The 16556-nt window shown below is 45.5% G+C and carries 24 protein-coding genes; all 24 read right to left on the bottom strand.

Annotation, left to right across the window (positions count from 1 at the left end):
* Positions 1–27: 27 nt before the first annotated feature.
* On the bottom strand, positions 28–396 hold the full coding sequence (locus OM978_RS07320) for a DUF3168 domain-containing protein (RefSeq protein ID WP_264346193.1): 369 nt from the start codon (positions 394–396) through the stop codon (positions 28–30).
* Positions 393–863 (bottom strand): HK97-gp10 family putative phage morphogenesis protein, encoded by a 471-nt coding sequence (locus tag OM978_RS07315; protein WP_264346192.1) that lies wholly within the window; start codon positions 861–863, stop codon positions 393–395. The genes OM978_RS07320 and OM978_RS07315 overlap by 4 nt, the downstream gene beginning before the upstream one ends.
* A gap of 8 nt (positions 864–871) precedes the next feature.
* Positions 872–1543 (bottom strand): hypothetical protein, encoded by a 672-nt coding sequence (locus tag OM978_RS07310; RefSeq protein ID WP_264346191.1) that lies wholly within the window; start codon positions 1541–1543, stop codon positions 872–874.
* A complete protein-coding gene (locus tag OM978_RS07305) occupies positions 1519–2118 on the bottom strand; it encodes a hypothetical protein (RefSeq protein WP_264346190.1) in 600 nt (199 codons plus the stop codon). The genes OM978_RS07310 and OM978_RS07305 overlap by 25 nt, the downstream gene beginning before the upstream one ends.
* Positions 2111–2674, bottom strand: coding sequence for a hypothetical protein (locus OM978_RS07300; RefSeq protein ID WP_264346189.1), 564 nt, complete (start codon positions 2672–2674; stop codon positions 2111–2113). Before OM978_RS07300 ends, OM978_RS07305 begins: the two co-directional genes overlap by 8 nt.
* Entirely contained in the window at positions 2674–3030 is a 357-nt protein-coding gene (locus tag OM978_RS07295; RefSeq protein ID WP_264346188.1) for a phage head closure protein, read from the bottom strand. Before OM978_RS07295 ends, OM978_RS07300 begins: the two co-directional genes overlap by 1 nt.
* A gap of 8 nt (positions 3031–3038) precedes the next feature.
* The gene (locus tag OM978_RS07290; RefSeq protein WP_264346187.1) at positions 3039–3428 is read right to left on the bottom strand and encodes a head-tail connector protein; all 390 of its coding nucleotides are present in this window, start codon (positions 3426–3428) and stop codon (positions 3039–3041) included.
* Complete coding sequence (locus OM978_RS07285) at positions 3425–4486, bottom strand: hypothetical protein (RefSeq protein ID WP_264346186.1); 1062 nt, start codon at positions 4484–4486, stop codon at positions 3425–3427. Before OM978_RS07285 ends, OM978_RS07290 begins: the two co-directional genes overlap by 4 nt.
* Entirely contained in the window at positions 4470–5831 is a 1362-nt protein-coding gene (locus OM978_RS07280; RefSeq protein ID WP_264346185.1) for a phage portal protein, read from the bottom strand. Before OM978_RS07280 ends, OM978_RS07285 begins: the two co-directional genes overlap by 17 nt.
* 226 nt (positions 5832–6057) lie before the next feature.
* A complete protein-coding gene (locus tag OM978_RS07275; RefSeq protein ID WP_264346184.1) occupies positions 6058–6375 on the bottom strand; it encodes a hypothetical protein in 318 nt (105 codons plus the stop codon).
* A 63-nt stretch (positions 6376–6438) separates the two neighbouring features.
* Positions 6439–8460, bottom strand: coding sequence for a phage major capsid protein (locus OM978_RS07270; protein WP_264346183.1), 2022 nt, complete (start codon positions 8458–8460; stop codon positions 6439–6441).
* A 56-nt stretch (positions 8461–8516) separates the two neighbouring features.
* Positions 8517–10178 carry a terminase large subunit gene (locus OM978_RS07265; RefSeq protein WP_264346178.1) on the bottom strand — a complete coding sequence of 554 codons (1662 nt, stop codon included), beginning with the start codon at positions 10176–10178 and terminating at the stop codon, positions 8517–8519.
* The gene (locus tag OM978_RS07260; RefSeq protein ID WP_264346177.1) at positions 10178–10630 is read right to left on the bottom strand and encodes a terminase small subunit; all 453 of its coding nucleotides are present in this window, start codon (positions 10628–10630) and stop codon (positions 10178–10180) included. The genes OM978_RS07265 and OM978_RS07260 overlap by 1 nt, the downstream gene beginning before the upstream one ends.
* A 7-nt stretch (positions 10631–10637) precedes the next feature.
* The gene (locus tag OM978_RS07255; protein WP_264346176.1) at positions 10638–10964 is read right to left on the bottom strand and encodes an HNH endonuclease signature motif containing protein; all 327 of its coding nucleotides are present in this window, start codon (positions 10962–10964) and stop codon (positions 10638–10640) included.
* The gene (locus OM978_RS07250) at positions 10957–11253 is read right to left on the bottom strand and encodes a hypothetical protein (protein WP_264346175.1); all 297 of its coding nucleotides are present in this window, start codon (positions 11251–11253) and stop codon (positions 10957–10959) included. The genes OM978_RS07255 and OM978_RS07250 overlap by 8 nt, the downstream gene beginning before the upstream one ends.
* Positions 11254–11315: 62 nt before the next feature.
* Positions 11316–11540 carry a hypothetical protein gene (locus OM978_RS07245; protein ID WP_264346174.1) on the bottom strand — a complete coding sequence of 75 codons (225 nt, stop codon included), beginning with the start codon at positions 11538–11540 and terminating at the stop codon, positions 11316–11318.
* Positions 11541–11601: 61 nt separating this feature from the next.
* On the bottom strand, positions 11602–11862 hold the full coding sequence (locus OM978_RS07240; RefSeq protein ID WP_264346173.1) for a phage holin family protein: 261 nt from the start codon (positions 11860–11862) through the stop codon (positions 11602–11604).
* 110 nt (positions 11863–11972) lie between these two features.
* Positions 11973–12458, bottom strand: a complete 486-nt coding sequence (locus OM978_RS07235; protein ID WP_264346172.1) for a hypothetical protein — start codon at positions 12456–12458, stop codon at positions 11973–11975.
* Complete coding sequence (locus OM978_RS07230) at positions 12455–13000, bottom strand: lysozyme (RefSeq protein WP_264346171.1); 546 nt, start codon at positions 12998–13000, stop codon at positions 12455–12457. The genes OM978_RS07235 and OM978_RS07230 overlap by 4 nt, the downstream gene beginning before the upstream one ends.
* A gap of 3 nt (positions 13001–13003) precedes the next feature.
* Positions 13004–13273 carry a hypothetical protein gene (locus tag OM978_RS07225; protein ID WP_264346170.1) on the bottom strand — a complete coding sequence of 90 codons (270 nt, stop codon included), beginning with the start codon at positions 13271–13273 and terminating at the stop codon, positions 13004–13006.
* A 316-nt stretch (positions 13274–13589) separates the two neighbouring features.
* On the bottom strand, positions 13590–14342 hold the full coding sequence (locus OM978_RS07220; protein WP_264346169.1) for a hypothetical protein: 753 nt from the start codon (positions 14340–14342) through the stop codon (positions 13590–13592).
* Positions 14343–14344: 2 nt separating this feature from the next.
* Complete coding sequence (locus OM978_RS07215) at positions 14345–14608, bottom strand: hypothetical protein (RefSeq protein ID WP_264346168.1); 264 nt, start codon at positions 14606–14608, stop codon at positions 14345–14347.
* Positions 14596–15081 (bottom strand): hypothetical protein, encoded by a 486-nt coding sequence (locus tag OM978_RS07210; RefSeq protein ID WP_264346167.1) that lies wholly within the window; start codon positions 15079–15081, stop codon positions 14596–14598. Before OM978_RS07210 ends, OM978_RS07215 begins: the two co-directional genes overlap by 13 nt.
* A 78-nt stretch (positions 15082–15159) precedes the next feature.
* Positions 15160–16356, bottom strand: coding sequence for a tyrosine-type recombinase/integrase (locus OM978_RS07205; RefSeq protein ID WP_264346166.1), 1197 nt, complete (start codon positions 16354–16356; stop codon positions 15160–15162).
* Positions 16357–16556 lie beyond the last annotated feature (200 nt).

The raw sequence follows: 16556 nt of genomic DNA, 5'->3' as shown, positions 1-16556 counted from the left end.
GCCAGGGCTCTTATTCGTTGAATGGGGTTAACGACTTACAAACCAGTCGACATCAAAACTGATGCGGAATTTAAGCGTTTCTTGGTCCTGACCTTGGTCACTGTAGCGTGTTATATGGCTTTCAGTTTCGATGGCATACTCTATAGCTGCCGCTACTGCGAGAGTTTCTTCTGCTGTAGTTCCATACACATCGATTTGCAAGCTATGGTCTTCGATGTCTGGCCTGTCGGATAGTGAATTGATTGGCTGACCGTTTATTCCCTGCCATACAGCGTAAGGCGTTTCACCGTCTTGCGGGGCTGTACCAAAAGGATAAAACCGTACTGGGTTTGAACCGAGTAATGCTGTGACTGCAGTTGATGCTTTGCAGACGGTAAAAATTGGTGGAAGAATCATAGTCCGGTCACTATTTTATTAATTTGTTCTTCAAGGCCTGTGGCAAGCTTATCTAAAACGACACCTACGTTATTTGCTAAAGCTGGCCTTAACATTGGCTGCGCTCTCATTTTTTCAGTACCAATCTCCAACAGGTGCCAATGTGGAGTGTTTCCACCTTTACCTTCATCAGGATTGCCGCGAGGTATTGGGCCTCTTTTACTGGCAACACCAACTCTGTACATCAGCAACCCAGTTTCCCGATAAAAACGGGTGGCAAACTGCAGGCGAACATTGTCACGTATCTTTCGTGCAGTAAAAGGACTGTCTACAGCCGCTGCATTTTGTCTGGCTGCTTTAGCAACTGGCCTAAATGCTTCACGCATAGCCGCTCTACTGGCTTTAAATGAAAGTTCTTGGGTTAATTTTTTCAGCTTGCCTGCTATTGGTTTCATGCCAACTAAGCTGAATTCAGATCTGGCTGCCATGGCTTTTCCTAAACTTTAACCGAAGGGATCCAATTAGCCTTTATCTGCCAAGGCCGTGGATTGCCATGAAAGCAGACTATTTTGGCTGTGCTTGGTACCTGGCCATTGCCGATAGCCTTTGGATAACTGCCTCGGCTGGCTACATCTTTTTTGTAACTAACAACCTGTGACTGAGCAATGTGTTGCCAGCGCTGGACATGACCAAGGAAATGCTGCAAATAGCCTTGGTCACCCCATTTCTCACGGGTTTTACAACAAGCCATATGCTGGGCTGGATTTGAAGTGAAATCGGCCCATATTGCCGCCTTGTCGCTGTTGGATATGTACATAAGACCTGAACCAATCATGCTGGTTCTTTCGTGGTAAAAGTCACATAAGACAGTGCTTTTACCAGCTGCAGTTTCAATCAGCTGGGTAATGTCACCAGTGATTACCGTATCCAGATCCAGATAGAAAATATCAGAAGTAATGTCAGGCCTGAACAACTCTAATTTGCTCCACCAACCAGGCCAGTTGTGAATGAGCGGGATAGTGGTTACACCCGGGATAACAACATCGGAAAAGCATACAGAATCAAAATACTTTGGTAGCTGCTTATGCAGCCATTGCACATGCTCTGGCTTATAGTCACCACCAGATCGCAGCACAGTAGCTATCAGAGGTTTATTTTCGCTAACCATTGATCAAAGCTCATTTGAGGAATGCTGTTCAACTTTCCGCAACTAACAACATTTATTTGCGGTAAGGCCGAAGCAAACAACGGGTTTAAATGGCGAAGTTCATAACTATTGCCGCCATCCACTTTCAGATCCGTACTGCCATCAACACCAATTAATGCAACGTCAGTAAATCCAAGGTGATATGCCAGACCTAAAGCGCCCCAGCTGCTATTACCTGTATTGATGTGGCCTGGTGTCGTATTAATTCCCTTTACACAGGAATACCGCCAAAGCACCCATTCAACACTTTTTTTATCAGTTGGTTCTGCTCCACGCTTCGCCACTCGGTTATAGCGAGTAACGTTAGCCGGCAATGGATATCCAACAGGAACAGCTGCTACATAGTTCACACCAGGTCTTTGGTTGTGTGGCAACATGCGAGCCGTATTTACTTTGGATGGGTCCAACGTAAATGCATAATCTGCACGATTCAGCCATTCAATGGCGCCATTCACAGCAATAACGGGAATATGAGCTGGAGCCACAAATCCAGATGCACTTGGTCCACTTGCAACGATAATGCACGGTTTAAGCATGGCTTAAATGATCCGTTAATTTTCCTGTTGGAAAACATTGCAGCTCGGTATAAGCCGAGCAATTAACGACACAAACACCCAGCGCCTTCGCTTGTGCAGCTACAGTGGCAAACTGCTTATGCCATAGTTTTACTTTAATAAGATTAGGGTTGGCAGTTTTTTGGTGATCGCCGTGCCAATGGCTGCCATATTTTAATGAGCAGTCGTAACCCAACAGCACCACTTTGCTTGCACCCTGATCAACTGCGTATTGTATTGCTCTCATTCCTGAATTGTATTCACCATAACAGCGGTGCAAATACAGGTCGTGATGTAATGCCGCTTGCTGCGTACAGGTGACTTTAATTGCTTTTTCTGGCACTGCCTGACCGTATGCATCCCACCAGCATTTATCGCCGCCATAAACAACCTGCGCGAAGCTGGCCAGTTTGTAACTGCTATTTACTGCGATAGTGGGTAATTCAGCTTTGCGAACCAATTCGCAATCAGCAGCTGACAGTGATGGGCCGCTGGCTATGCAAACTACTAAGCCATTAGGCCAAAGCTTATCAGCCATTAACCTTGATTCACGCCTTGTGAACATGGGGCTGTAAGATACTCCACACTGCTTTCTTGATCATTTAACCAGCCTGCAGGGTTGAATATTTTATCTTTGTAGCAGCCAGATGCTCCCACGATACGCATGGTTGCATCTAAACCATCACGATACCGGATGGTTATTCTGCAGGTGACTTTTGATTGGATGGCCTGTGCTGCTATGAGATCTTTCACACTTAAAAAAACGATTTTGGCCGGAACCATGGAAAACAAGGTTTCCCACGTATGGGTCGGTGATCCTGATACTTGGTTTTGCCCAGGCACTTTCCTTTGAATGTTAACCCTGTGCCTTAGTTCGCCAGCTGATAATGACATGGTATTTCTCAGGCCAGTGCCGGATCACGAAGTGGATAAAGCATGGCAATAAAAGGAGCTGGTAAATACCCATAGCCGTGCTGAGATGGAATAGTTCCATCCTGTTTTGCTTCACGGTTTTTGTAGAGCTCAGCGGTATACAGCAGCACAACAGCTTTTATTTCGTAGCGGATAATTAAGCCATTGCTGTCGTACTGGTACACAACATCACCGTTGCTGTCTTTTACAATGCGCCCCTGCTCGTCACGGTCTGGCTGCCCAATAGGTGAACCTTTCATGTAGTTAAGCACCGCACCTGATGCAGCTTGAATTTTCAGAGTGATGGTGGCGTCAGCATAAGTGTCGTCTTCACCCATGTTGATATGAGCTTTTGCCTCTTGCAAGGTTACCAGCATCATTGTGATTGGTCCTTCCTGATAGAAATACCTTTGGTAGGATCGATTGTGGATGCGTTACTTCTCAGATCCTTACCATCACGGCCGCGGTTCACAGCTCTTCTCCAATCTGTTTCTCCAGTGCCTGGTACACCTTGTGGTTTGTCACACTTTGCTATCCAATAGCAACCGCCGTATGAAACACCATCACCAGCTTCGTAGGTTTTTTCTGTAGTAAATACGCCTTGGTCGATGAGTGCTGGGATGCGAATTGATTTTTCTATCACAGTTTCGCCGGCCACCATTTTCACAGTGACTGTTCTTAAATCTTCACCAAGAGTTAAATCAAAAGTTTCGAGTGGTAAAGCGTCTCTGCCGTTTTCACCATTTCTTGGTACCGGCATTTTATCTGCTGCTTTTTCGAATACTTCACGGGCTTGGCGTTCCCACGACAATGACAGGTCTGAGAAGCGACGTTCGAATGTGGCTGCAATTTCATCAACAGACGGAGCAACTGCATCTTTGACAGGCTCCCCATCTTTCGGTGTTGGAATTTGTTTCAGGTAATCTTCGACCTGCTGCTTTAGCTCTGGCAGAACGTCTTCTAATTTAACTGACTGCCCATCTTTCGCCGTTGGTAATTCTGCAATCAATTCCTTAAGGGTATGTTGCAGTACTTCCATATCTGCGTCTTTGCCTGGCTCCCCATCTTTAGGAGCTGGTATTGCTTTTAACGCCTCAGCAAGCATGGATTCAATTACCGGCTTTAAATCGTCGACAGTGACACTTTCTCCATCCTTTGGCGGAGGAAGCTGTTTAAGACAATCGTCAACATATAATTTTAGCTCTGGTAATACGTCTTCAGCTTTTAATAACTTTTCTTGCTGAACGGCTTGTTCTTCGGCTGCAGTTACACTTTTTTGATCACTTAATGCTTTTTCCAACTGAGAAATTCTTTGATCACGTTCATCAAGCCTTTTTTCAAAACAAGATTCAATATCATGCTTCATGTTCTGCAGCAGTTTAGAGAACACTGGTGCTAACTCTTTTGCCAGAGCTTGCATTTCAAGAATGTTCGACACTGGTTAACTCCTTTTCTAAAAATAAGGCCAGCAACGCTGCATTTTCTTCTGGAGCTGATTTTTTCGGTTCAGGATTTGTTGGCGTAGACTTTTCAAACGGGTCATCTTTAGCGTCCCGCTTAGCCAATGCCTCTAATGAATAGTTTTGTTGCTGCATGTAAAGAGAGTTGCCACCGTCTTTTGGCGGTAGATCAAAGGTTTTTCTGGCTTCATTCGGTGCCTTAATAGTGGCTTTGACCAAGATCGATTCAACATCGGCCTGTTTCGATGGATCCATCCGAAGCAGAGGCCAAAGATTAAGTTCTATCGTTGTACCAACCGGTGGCTTTAAGCCATCAACATGCAGGTTTTCCATTGATTCAATATGTGTTTGAAGGGCATCTGAATAATAAAGCTGATTAATATCATCTACTTTTAGGCCTGCAGGTAACGAGCCTATACCTACTTTATACGGGTGAATACCAAAAGGTTGACACACCTGTACATCAGAATAACGCAGTTGCTCAACCATTTGGGCATCTATTGACGAAGTGGACATAGGGACAAACTTCAGATCATCACCTACTACGGCAACTTTTCCTGAATTTTTACCACTAAAGTTCTGGTTCCAGTATTCAGACAATCGTTTAGCGGTTTCGTCACTAATTGCGCCGGGTGCAGACAATATTCCTGATGGGTTTGCATTGTTACCAAAAAAATCTGCGGACGACCTTAGGATCCGTAAATTTTTAAGCGCAGGCAAGTTAGCTGCAGCTATTGGAGGAACTCCAATCAACGGATGAAACAGGCATATGCAACGGTCGTGAATGATCTCGCTGGCCGGAACTATTAACTCACTTTGGTTGGTCAGCAAGTTCAGGTTATCGATGTACAGTTGGTAAAACACTTCCCCAGATTCTGAGACTAGTGGAATTGCCCTGTAAGGGTCTAATACGTGCAAAGCTACAACCTTACGAGTAATGCTGTGACGCTCTTTCAGAACGTAGGTATTACCCTGAGTGATCTTACTGAGGATGTAGCACTCACGATACTGCTGGCCAGTTTGGTAGTGGTTCGGCTTTTCCAGCAGCTTTAACAGTTCATTATTGTCATCCGAAACCCAAATACCATCCGATGTTTTACGCTTAACCACGAATGGAAGCTTGCCAATATCCTGAACAATACGTGAGATACATGCGTATAACGTCGGGTAGCTGACTAAAGTCGTGTGCTTGTCTTCTTTGTTTTTCTGCCATGCGCCAGTAAATGGCTCATGAATTAGTGAAGACCAACCACGACTGCTATGAGGCACCATAGAGAGACCGGCAGCCTTAGTTAGAGCGCTAAACACACTCTTAATCGCCATGGCTTAATCCCTTTAGTATTTTCAAACTGGCGCCTATGGCTATCAATCCGCCAGCTATCAGTCCATATCCAAACCCGAACTCCAAGGCAATGCCATATGAGACAGCTACTGATCCACCACCCAGCAGGACACCAAACCAGATCCATGCAGACAGCAGTAAACTAATGCATCGAATGGACCATAAGCTGATGAAGGATGCCGCTTGTATCAATTTTGACTTCATATGCTATTTAGCCAGGAACTCGTTAATAGCTTTGATGATTTTTTCCTTTCCAGCTTTGTAATGCACTGAAACTCCCAGCTTCTTTGCATATTCTCTTAGCTCAGGTTCCTCCATCGCCTCTAATTCAATGGAATTGGCTGGCACACGCTTTAATTGGTCGAGTTCCGTTTTTGCATCGCTTAATGAGGCTTGAACTTCAGCTGATTCTGATAAGGCTGTCTGGTCTTGAAATGAACCTTTTCCAAGTTTCATCAAAACAACTGCATAATTTCTGCGCAGACTAACCACTCGTCCGTTCTTGTAGGTAAATGGTACTTTCATAATGGCCTCCTGTCGGCTTGCATAAAGGGCCGCAAAAGCAGCCCTTTAAACCAGACGACTGGATTAAATGCCAGCCCCCCAATTGACTCCGGTCAAATAAGCAACCGCAGATGCACGACGACGTGACCAGTTAATAGCCCGTTCAGCGCGGAAGCCAACCATATTGGTTTGCCATAAGCTGACCATCACTGTGCTGGCTGTTGCAGGACTATCTGGCGCATTGTTCATCTGCAGGGAAGCTTCTGAAGACATAGACAGGTCAATACCACCTTCATCACCTAAATAGATGTCACTGGCGTTTACTAAAGCCACAATGGAACCATCAGAAGTAGTTGGAATGTACTCACTAACGATTACAGGGATTTTGGAGAGCTTGCCGCCAGTCATCATATCGATGTCTGGAAATTCTGGTTGACCTAAAGCATTAACCATCAAACTCAACGCCAGCGCTGTAGTTGCTGACATGATCCATACGCCTGAAGTAGGTGCATTGTTGGCCGCGATGAACTGGGAAAAAATAGCTTTCAAGTCCGCCCGAACCGCGTCAGCATCGTTACCAGATGATGGAATTCCAGCAACACCATTAAGCACAGATGCCGGTGAAATGTCAGCAACTGCGGCTTTGTTTGGATCGATGAAATCAATATCTAAACGCTCGCCCAAAGCGGCTGCCAACTGATCACGAATGATGATATCTGCTGAAGGAGAGCTATCACGGATAGTCTCCATAGTTGCAACTGCTATGTTTGCAACCTTCAAAGGTGTCAGTGTAGTTCGTGAAAAGTCGAATTTAGTTAATGGTTTTGGTTTACCTTCCCCAACCCAATAGCCGTCACCACCAGAGGTTTGTCCAACCAGCGCTACGCGGAACGGAACACGACGCAGATTAGGAATACCTGCCTGGCCAAAACGACCAAGGATCGTTTGAGGACGCAGGAATTCAACGAAGTCAGCAAATACGTCTGTTTCACTACCAACTAAAGGTTTTGCCCAGGTTGAATCTGTTGTAGTTGCAGCTGCAACAGGGGCCTTAGTGACTAAACGTTGTGTAGCGCTGATGACCGAATCCTGACCGTCATACAAGGATTTAGCTATAGAGATCGCGTCACGATGCTCTAAGTGACCTAAAGCCAGACATTTTGCAGCCCGGGCAAACGCGATACCAGGTTCCAGCTTTTGAGTATTTTTGGCCTGAGCGAAATGACGACCTAAACCACCTACGTTGTCTTCATGGGCTTTACCGCGCGGGTCTTCAGTCACAGACTTTACCGTAGAAACCTGGTTTTTTTGAGTTACTTTTAAGCGGTCGATATGCTTTTTGATGGCTGTGCATTCTGCTTCTAAGTTGTCAAACAACTCAGATTCCTGCGCGTCCAGTGTCACACCTTGCTCACCGGCTTTTTGCATGATGGTCTGCATTTCAACAGACTTTTGTTGCAGTGTGCCTTCGAACTCTGCAATTTGTTCAGCAATAGTTTTCATTTGGTCCTCCTGGGACTTCGGGATAATAGTTAAGGATTTTTGTGCCGAAGCGCCGGCTGGGTTTATTAATCGGGCAACTACAGTTCTTTGGCCAATCGCGGCCAACTGTTGCTGATCGAGAGATTTAATTGAGGTAATAGTGGCTTCTGCATTCGCTGCAATAGTCACGAGTGAGAGTTCAAGCCATTCCCACTTATGAAAGTGGATGCCGCCATTGTCGAGGAAACTGTATTCAATAGGCCGGAATCCAATAGACAGGCCTCTGACGAGTTTATGCTTAATAGACTGCCAGGCTTCTTCTAAGCGAGCGGCCAACGCTGCTGGCTTCTCGATCATCGGTATGCTGCCTTTGATTTCGATGCCGTTTTTTGTAGCCTTAGCGGTAAGAACAATACCTACAGGTTCAAAGCGTCTGTGGTGCCAAAGCAAACTGACAGGCAATGTATAAACGCCGCCCATAGGATCAACAATATCATTCATCCGGTCCGTGGCTGGAGTTGTGGCAATACCGAAGAACTCGCGCTTTTCGTCACTGATTTCTTTGATGGTGATAACGCTGTGAACAAAATCAGTCTTTTCAGCAAGTTCTTTAAGCGTATTCATGTTGTTTCTCCTGAAACAAAAAACCCGCCGAAGCGGGTTGTCATTCAAACTGGGTATTAGCCAAGCACAAACATCTGAAATTTCTGTGTTGCAGATTTTGGATTCAAAGCCATCAGTGTTACGGCATTAAACATTGCCATCAATGGGTCAATTTTTGCTGATCCAGAAGCTTGTTTTGTAATAAGTATTGAGTTGGCCCTTGGCTCTATTCTGGCGTTACTAACACACCAAGCCATTAGCGGTTGATTCGCTGGTTTAAAGGAGCCGTCAGCTAACCAGCGCTCAGCTGTTTTAATCGCTGACCCAAGCTTCCAACCCTGGCTAATGCCAATGATTTTATCCTGAGGTATGCCGCGTTCTTCTAACTTATCCAGTATTGAACCGAGGCCAGCAGGGTCAACCCCTATTTTATCAAGTAAACCGGACGCATAGATTTGCTCAGCTATGTCCGCCAGCTCTTCGATATCGTCACCAACCCTCTTCACTAGTGTGAGGTCTTTTGCTTTTGCAAAATCCTTGAGAGTGGGTGCAATTTCTTTTCGGCGCTCTAAAACTGAAGGGTGGGCCCATGCATACCCCCAACCCAGCTTATTCTGAGTTTCTTTACAGCGACCTATTGCATAAGCACCTAATAAGTCGTCCAACCCGCCGCCATCTATACCGAGATCAATAACTTCAGAACGACTAATTAAATCAGCAAGAGTGCATGGTTCCACTGACTCCTGCCAAAACTCGGAGCCAGCCCAGCGATCTGTACGTAAATTCAGGCCGATTTCGACATTAAGATGCTTGGCCAAGAACACCTGCAGCGTTCCATCATCTTTTTGCTGCTTCTTGATCAGCTCGTCTTTAATCCATTCTTTCGATACAGAACGGCCTAAATTTGGGTTGGTAATGTAGAAATTTTCAGGCTGAAGATAAGCTTCAGCTTCGACCATATCATCAGGAAATTCGTAAATCACAGGCAATGACTTCTTGTCTATGATCAAACCGTCACGGACATCCCTGAAATACTTCAGCCTGTCTTTAAATACGCCAGCTGGCGGTTTATCACTTTGCGTTGTCAGATAGATGATGAAACCTTCATCACGTGATACCTGGCCACCTGTAGCTTCCATTAACATAGATTCAGCATTTGCTTTGCTTCCAAACAGCCAAAGCTCGTCAATCAGGATGCGGCCAGCCTTTTTACCGGAAACCGTATCTGTATCAGCCGCCACAACTTTCAAAGTGTTTTTGTAAACCCGATGCGTGATGGTCCTTATATGGTCCTGCACGTTGAATATATCGGTTAACTCTTGATCAGCTCGGATCATTGCAGCAGCTGGCTTAAAGCTGTTGTCAGCAATTTCCTTTGTCGGAGCAATGATTAAATGCTCTTCTTCTTCACGCCAGCACAAGATGAGCGCTGTTAGCATCACAGCTGCGGCAACGGTTGATTTTGTGTTTTTCTTCGATATGAGAAGGAAAAACTCTCTGATCAGCTGATTGCCGGACTCAGCGTCATATGCACCGAAAATAGCAAGCACAAAATCGAAAACCCATTGCTCACTACATTCGCCAAATGTTGGTTTACCAGGTAAATCCGGTATTCTGAGTTCTTTGAATATTTGAAGAGCAGCTTCGCCTTCATCCTTAAATATGGGTGGAGGTATGATCGAGTGCTTTCGTTTAAGCTTTTCTGCCCAATCAGGGCATGAAGTTGACCAATCGACCATTATTTAACAACTTTTAAAGGCGGTCGAACCGGAGAGAATCTGCTAACCGCTTTTTTAGCAGCATCATCTTTACTAGCCTTAACACCTTTATCAGCAACTTTCCCATGCACGTAGGGCATTAAGGTTTTAGCTGCATCGACACGCATACTGATATGTTCGCCCGGGTCGTTCATCACAGCTTTTAGGAAGTCCTTCGGGTCGCTGAACATTCTGCTTAAATCTGGAAGGTTTAAAGGTATTCCAGACTCAACTGCTTGCTGTTTTGCTGCTTCAACTATCTTTTTACGAGATATATGAGCCAGCACGTCAGGATCTTTCATTAGCCTGCTGGCAGCTGACACTGCAGTTTTTTCGCTGTAGCCAGCGAGTATTGCAGCGCCTTTGTGATTAGAGTCGAATTTACCTGACAATATGGCATCAGCGAATTTTCGCTTTTTGTCTGTTAATGCCATAGATCACCTAATTCTTTGTTATGCCAGCATCCTTCAAATCTTGCTTTGTTTTTTGTTCGTGACAGGTATCCTTGCCGCCACAGCATAATATTTGGCAGTTTTGCTCCAAATCTTCGCCACCTAATACCAGTGGCACTTTATGATCCAATTCAAAACCGGATGGATAATCAACCAGGCGACCGCACAAAGCGCAGTGCGGATCTTTCTTCCACATGTTAAATCTGCGGTTTTGCAGGCGACGGCCTGTAATGCGGTTGTCTTTTGTAGTTGTGGTTTTAATAACCTTTGCCGCAGAAGAAGAAAGCCGCGGCTGCAGCATTTTTAATTTAGCCATCAAGGGAAGCCGGCTCAGCTAAACCGTCTGCATCGTTCATTCCGGCAATTTCATCAACAATAGCCATATTGCTGTCAGCCAATTTGTTGATCGCATCAGTCTGCTTACTGATAGCGTCTATCAGTGGCTGCATCGTTGGGTGGTGTAATTCGACCACCGTATCAGCATCAACTATAAGGCAAGGAAAGCCAGTGAGGGTTTGGACATGGTTCTTAATCGACGCCATCCGATCTGGACTTAACGGCTGGTTTAACTTTATTACTAATAAAGGCTTTTCTGGTTCGTTCATACGCTATTTTGCTCCACTTAGCTAACCACTTGCGTCTTTGATCACAGCCAGAGCAACTGAACTTAATCATGACAATCCTTTAAGTACTCTACCGTTACTTTTCCTTTCAGCTTTCTGCTGTAAGCTTCATCTTTATTGCGATGCTTCCGAATTGGAGAAGGGAAAAATTTGACTATTCCAAGCTGGCTATCTGCATAAAAGACTTTTTCTATCAGGTTGCCATTTACGAAAATTTTTCTACGACCTCTACCATCATCTGGTGTATGGATGTGAGGCATAGTTTTCATAAATGACCTTTGAATAGGTGCCCAGCATCCTGCCGGGCAAGCGACGCTTCTCAGCGTGGCCTTAAACTGGAGAATTTGGTTTGAAAACACTCATTCTAGCCGCATGATATTCATCATCCTGCCGCTTTTTCTCTGCTTCATTCTTCTTGCGCTGATTCCACACCTGGTATTGAACAATGCCTAATCCAAGTGTCACAACAATACCAATCAGTAACGCAATATTGTTTAATGAAAGAAGTCCACCAATGGCTGTTGAAATGGACGAAACGTAACTGGCCAGTGTGGTTGACTTGTCCATAATTGCCTTACTTATCGCGTTCATTGGCTTGAGCCTCCCGCCACAGGCGGTATCGCTGCACATCCGAGTTGCATAGTTTTAAATCAGTGATCAGCTGCAGCGTATACCGATGATGGTCAAGATTAGTTGAACCACTAAAGGGCCGAGTTGGGCAGCCCGAGCTGAGGAAATTCGCTGGCGGTAAAAGCGTGACTGTTTTTGTCACTGTCACCGTACGAACTTCGACTGGCGGTGTGGAGCAGTTGCAAAGCATCAGGAGGCAAAGAAGTACTAGCCCAAGTTCGTGTAATTTCATCGGGTGATACCTGCAGTTTGTTCGAGTTCGTTTGCCAGTCTTGCTGTTCACCCACCAAGAACTGGCTTTCTTGTTCGTGCCCGGCATTTAAGCCGGCTACAAATTCAGCTTCGCCTTTCAGCCCAGAAACCTGACCATTCAGAAAATCAACATCAGAAATCAGGCCCTTCACTTCCAACTTATAGTTGGCCAACTGAATAACCTGTTTATCTACAACTGCGCTTTGTGCCGTTAATTCTGAATCCAGAACGGCAACAGCAGCACCTAAACCAACTAAAGCCAGAGCGGCAATGCCTAATAACGAACCAGTTAAACTAATTTTCATGGCTGTAAATCCCTGAGGCACACAGTTCGCTCTTTTGCACGGCGTGTGCGTAGACCGTTAGAAACCTTTCCGTTTATCTTGATCCATGCCAGTAGCTGATCGCATGCTTGATGCCTCATGCCAGCATTGAGATAAGTGAGTATTGTTGAAGGTTTGCCATTTCGAAGAACAGCAAAGCCATCACGCCCAGGACGAATACCATCTTTACGTCCATAGCCAACGTTATAGATAAAACTGGTATATGCAGCATGTTCGCCATCGGATAGTGGCACTTTTACTACAGAAAGCATTTGACGCTCTGCTTCAGCAATATCAATCGCAAGTTTGTGCAGACATTGCTGATATGAATAGGTTTGACCTAATTTTACTTCCGACCCCGTGTGTCCAAAGCAACTGGTAGGTATATTTGCAGGATCCAAATAAACTGTACTGTGTTGCCCTTCCTCAGGCCCTCCCTCAGAAGGGGCAATCAAAAAGTAACCAGAAAAAGCAGCGGCAGCTGACAAACCCAGTGCCAGCAACGCTCCTTTCAGGTTTTTCATAATCTAGCTGGCCGCCAGAGCTACACCATGACTTGTGTGCTTAATGTGATCGATAGTCTTGCCTTCCGAATTTTCAACGTAACAGTGCTGAAAGTCCTTTTCATCTTTGGACACGTTGTAGGCAACACCATCTACTTGCACCATTGATTCGAATAAAACCACTTCATGACTACCGTCTGGACGCGTGTAGTTTTGATAGCTTTTGGCACATACAACGGTGTTGCTTAGTGCCCCGTTTTCAAACGGGTCTTTAAAAAATCTGAGTGTGAACATGTTTACTTACCTATTTAGTTAATTAAATGAAAAAGCCCCAGGCAAATGCTTGGGGCTTTAGGGGCAGAATTTATTCAAGGCAACAAAAAACCCGCCTTGTGAGCGGGTTTCTGTCAACAGGCATAACTCTGCGACTATGGGAAAAAGTACCCTAAAAGTTTTCAACTGTCAAATTGAAGGCTAAAACAGCTGATGTTAAGGGTTAACAATTTCCTGTTTAGGGATATTTTCTGTGCGTGTGGAGGGGCGCGGTTTCCGTTTAGACGTCCATACGCCTTTTTAAAGCCCCCCACTACCTATAGTGGAACGTGTAAATTTATAACTGGTCGGTGATATGCTTTGCGGCATCAGCTGCTTTGGAAGCATGCTGATGAAGTGAGTCGACGACATCCATATAACTGTCGTATTGACGCTTGACGAAGGTGTTGTATGAAACCTGTTCGTTGCTTGGCAGCAACTCTGTCAGCTGATGGTGGACACTGTTCTTAGATGATATCTGTCGGCCTACACCATTGCATCTAGGGCAATCGCTAATGATGTCACCTGAAGCCATGCTTTCCTTTAAATCGGAAGCATCTTTTTCTAATTTGCTAAGGTTGGCTTCTGTAACCATCAGCATGCCAGTTTCAGGAGATCCATCATTAGTATGAGCAAACGGAGAGACATTCCATCGATGGCCTTGAATCTCTTCTTTTAACTTTCTTTGCTCCACCTGGTTCTTAAGCAGCAGTTTGCTTTTATCGATACTGCCAACACCTTTACAGCATTTGCAAGCAGGGCTATCAATTACCTCACGAGCAGCAACCTCAGCTAATGCGAACGAAGTAGCGTCGGACATACCAGACTTCAACAAGCACTCATAGACAGCCGCCACAACCTTTGCCCGGGCAACAGTATCACCGGCTATCTGTGCATCCAGTATTGCACTACCAACGGGCTGGCAACGCTGTACCTGACCTATGATGAATAGCTTCTCTTCCTGAGTGGTTGAAACCATACCTGGTGAACGAGGTTCAGCACTTATGCTCTTTGCGGCTTGGCTGGCGTATAAACGTTCTGGACTTATCATAGCTATTTACTCCGCAAATTAATGAACCATTTGTAAGCATAAATACTGGCAACAATGCCAATAGAACCACCAAACCCACTGCATATAAACGCCAGCACAGGATCAGTGGTGTTTGCTGAAACCCTGCTAAATACAAACTGGCATAAAGTAATACCCCAACTGATCACAAAGGCTTTTGCCACCTGTTGATCGCGAACTATCTGACTGCTTAAACCAAGCAGGAAAACATTAAAGAAAGTAACTACGAACAGCACTAAGAGCTGCATGGTTGAACACCACAATATTCAAACTGTCCACGGCCTTTAGCTTTACCATTCAAAGCAATCATTGCAGCATCGCGTGTATCAGCGTTACTGGTGCCAACCCAGCCTGTGTAGCGATTAAACTGAGGTGCTTTATAAGCCTTACCACTCATTGCTTTAACCAATGGATTAACCATATTCACAATGAGACCTGCTTCAGTTAATGCCTCATATACTTGAACTGCAGCCAACTTGGCAGCACCAATGTTCTGAGCAATCCTCAGCATCTGATTGCGGTTTTGCCCAGGCCTTTGAATAACCGGCTTAAAGGCATTGATATCTTCCAGTTTAATCAGTAGCTGGTGCTGGGTGGCCTCCATGGATAACCGTTGAACCAATGCGGCAGTCGTCATGCTCATAAGATCAACTATCTTGCCGTTACATACCCATGCAACCCCATGCTTCTTACTGTCCGGATCAATCCCAACTACCAACATGACTTACCCCTTTTCCTAATTAGTAATGTTCATGTATTACAATTCTTAATCGCGCTGCAAGCCTTGCTGCATATCGCATTAAGCTGCTTTGCTCTGAGCGTCAATGCCTGTGCTTGGCCTACATGAAAGAAGCCAGTTGTGATACATATTCAGCGCAGCCAACTTCACATCGATAGCACCTGCTTTTATGTACACAGCATCCAGACCCTTTGGTTTGTGGTTCAGTAAACGCTCGCCTACCCAGTAATCAATGCCGAGCTCTGCCCAGCTGCTTCTGGCGAATTTACGCAAATCGTGAGCGCTCCATTTACCCTTGCCTGCTTGCCTTACCCACCTCTGAGCCTGACCTGCAGTCAGTGGATAACCTTTATGCTCAAACAGGTTTCCTGAGCGGCTGCCAAAGTGCTGCTGGTACTCACTCAGCAGCTCAAACACTGCTTCAGTAATTGGCAGCACGTGGCTATCTTCGGTTTTGGTTAGCTCAGCAGGAATGACGATGCGGCGTTCTTTAAGTTGAATATGCGACCACTGGAGGTTTCTGGTTTCACCAATGCGGGTACCAAACATGATCATAAACAGCAAGAACATGCGTAAAGGGTTAGGCTGATTAAACAGCTGCTCTATCACCAGGTCTCTGTCAGACACATGCAGCTTTGCCTCTTTTGGCTTGATGCGTTTTGTCACATGCTCACCAAATACAATGCCTAACATCGGGTTTCTGGTGATATATCCAAGATCCGCAGCACGTTTAAAGGCCGGCTTTAACGTGTAGAACATATGCTTAATCGTCGACGCTTTTAACGCTTCAGCCTGCAGTGGTAAAAACAGTTTTTCATCAATCAGTTTTTTATCCAGTTCACACAACCGGATGCTGCCAAGCTTCGGGATCAGATGACAGTCCATGTGGCTTTTAATGGCTCTCTTCCGGCTTAGCGCTTTAAACTTCTCAGCCTGGCATCTGTCGCGGTACCAGGCTAAAAGCTCCCCTACTGTGTCGAACTTATCAGCGGAAACAACTTCAGAGCGGTTAATTCTTTGAAGGGTATCCGGCACCATAGCCACTGCATCTTTCGTTCTCAGCGTTGGCCAGTAGCCAAGGCGGTGGCGTCTTTTCGTACGCTTCTCATAGCGGACTAAATACCATGTGCCCTTCTGACGGCTTTTGTGAAAACGAAACGCCAAAGGGTGACGCTGATCACGCAGTTCGCCTACATCAGCATCAGCTGCATACCGGGTGATAGCAGCATCAGATATAACGACAGATAACGACTGCATCAGACCCCCTGCTTAAACAGCTTTTTATTCCGGTTTAACGCTTCAACCATCCGCCCGCGCTCTGGTTCTGGCATTGCTGCCAACTTTCGGTCTATTTCAGGCTTTGTCATGAGGTTGTTTCGCCAGCTATGGAGCCAAAGGCATGCAACCTTATTTACTGCCTCTGCTTCAGCCAGAGCCGGATCAGCAGCCAAATTCAC

The sequence above is a fragment of the Rheinheimera sp. MM224 genome (assembly GCF_947090785.1).
Taxonomy (GTDB): Bacteria; Pseudomonadota; Gammaproteobacteria; order Enterobacterales; family Alteromonadaceae; genus Pararheinheimera.
Note: the sequence above shows the minus strand (reverse complement) of the source record. Positions and strands in the feature narration are given on the sequence as shown.

Bases quoted from the DNA above. Each gene is read 5' to 3' on its own strand.
- OM978_RS07320 (WP_264346193.1), bottom strand. From the start codon at position 396: ATGATTCTTCCACCAATTTTTACCGTCTGCAAAGCATCAACTGCAGTC.
- OM978_RS07315 (WP_264346192.1), bottom strand. From the start codon at position 863: ATGGCAGCCAGATCTGAATTCAGCTTAGTTGGCATGAAACCAATAGCA.
- OM978_RS07310 (WP_264346191.1), bottom strand. From the start codon at position 1,543: ATGGTTAGCGAAAATAAACCTCTGATAGCTACTGTGCTGCGATCTGGT.
- OM978_RS07305 (WP_264346190.1), bottom strand. From the start codon at position 2,118: ATGCTTAAACCGTGCATTATCGTTGCAAGTGGACCAAGTGCATCTGGA.
- OM978_RS07300 (WP_264346189.1), bottom strand. From the start codon at position 2,674: ATGGCTGATAAGCTTTGGCCTAATGGCTTAGTAGTTTGCATAGCCAGC.
- OM978_RS07295 (WP_264346188.1), bottom strand. From the start codon at position 3,030: ATGTCATTATCAGCTGGCGAACTAAGGCACAGGGTTAACATTCAAAGG.
- OM978_RS07290 (WP_264346187.1), bottom strand. From the start codon at position 3,428: ATGATGCTGGTAACCTTGCAAGAGGCAAAAGCTCATATCAACATGGGT.
- OM978_RS07280 (WP_264346185.1), bottom strand. From the start codon at position 5,831: ATGGCGATTAAGAGTGTGTTTAGCGCTCTAACTAAGGCTGCCGGTCTC.
- OM978_RS07275 (WP_264346184.1), bottom strand. From the start codon at position 6,375: ATGAAAGTACCATTTACCTACAAGAACGGACGAGTGGTTAGTCTGCGC.
- OM978_RS07270 (WP_264346183.1), bottom strand. From the start codon at position 8,460: ATGAATACGCTTAAAGAACTTGCTGAAAAGACTGATTTTGTTCACAGC.
- OM978_RS07265 (WP_264346178.1), bottom strand. From the start codon at position 10,178: ATGGTCGATTGGTCAACTTCATGCCCTGATTGGGCAGAAAAGCTTAAA.
- OM978_RS07260 (WP_264346177.1), bottom strand. From the start codon at position 10,630: ATGGCATTAACAGACAAAAAGCGAAAATTCGCTGATGCCATATTGTCA.
- OM978_RS07255 (WP_264346176.1), bottom strand. From the start codon at position 10,964: ATGGCTAAATTAAAAATGCTGCAGCCGCGGCTTTCTTCTTCTGCGGCA.
- OM978_RS07250 (WP_264346175.1), bottom strand. From the start codon at position 11,253: ATGAACGAACCAGAAAAGCCTTTATTAGTAATAAAGTTAAACCAGCCG.
- OM978_RS07245 (WP_264346174.1), bottom strand. From the start codon at position 11,540: ATGAAAACTATGCCTCACATCCATACACCAGATGATGGTAGAGGTCGT.
- OM978_RS07240 (WP_264346173.1), bottom strand. From the start codon at position 11,862: ATGAACGCGATAAGTAAGGCAATTATGGACAAGTCAACCACACTGGCC.
- OM978_RS07235 (WP_264346172.1), bottom strand. From the start codon at position 12,458: ATGAAAATTAGTTTAACTGGTTCGTTATTAGGCATTGCCGCTCTGGCT.
- OM978_RS07230 (WP_264346171.1), bottom strand. From the start codon at position 13,000: ATGAAAAACCTGAAAGGAGCGTTGCTGGCACTGGGTTTGTCAGCTGCC.
- OM978_RS07225 (WP_264346170.1), bottom strand. From the start codon at position 13,273: ATGTTCACACTCAGATTTTTTAAAGACCCGTTTGAAAACGGGGCACTA.
- OM978_RS07220 (WP_264346169.1), bottom strand. From the start codon at position 14,342: ATGATAAGTCCAGAACGTTTATACGCCAGCCAAGCCGCAAAGAGCATA.
- OM978_RS07215 (WP_264346168.1), bottom strand. From the start codon at position 14,608: ATGCAGCTCTTAGTGCTGTTCGTAGTTACTTTCTTTAATGTTTTCCTG.
- OM978_RS07210 (WP_264346167.1), bottom strand. From the start codon at position 15,081: ATGTTGGTAGTTGGGATTGATCCGGACAGTAAGAAGCATGGGGTTGCA.
- OM978_RS07205 (WP_264346166.1), bottom strand. From the start codon at position 16,356: ATGCAGTCGTTATCTGTCGTTATATCTGATGCTGCTATCACCCGGTAT.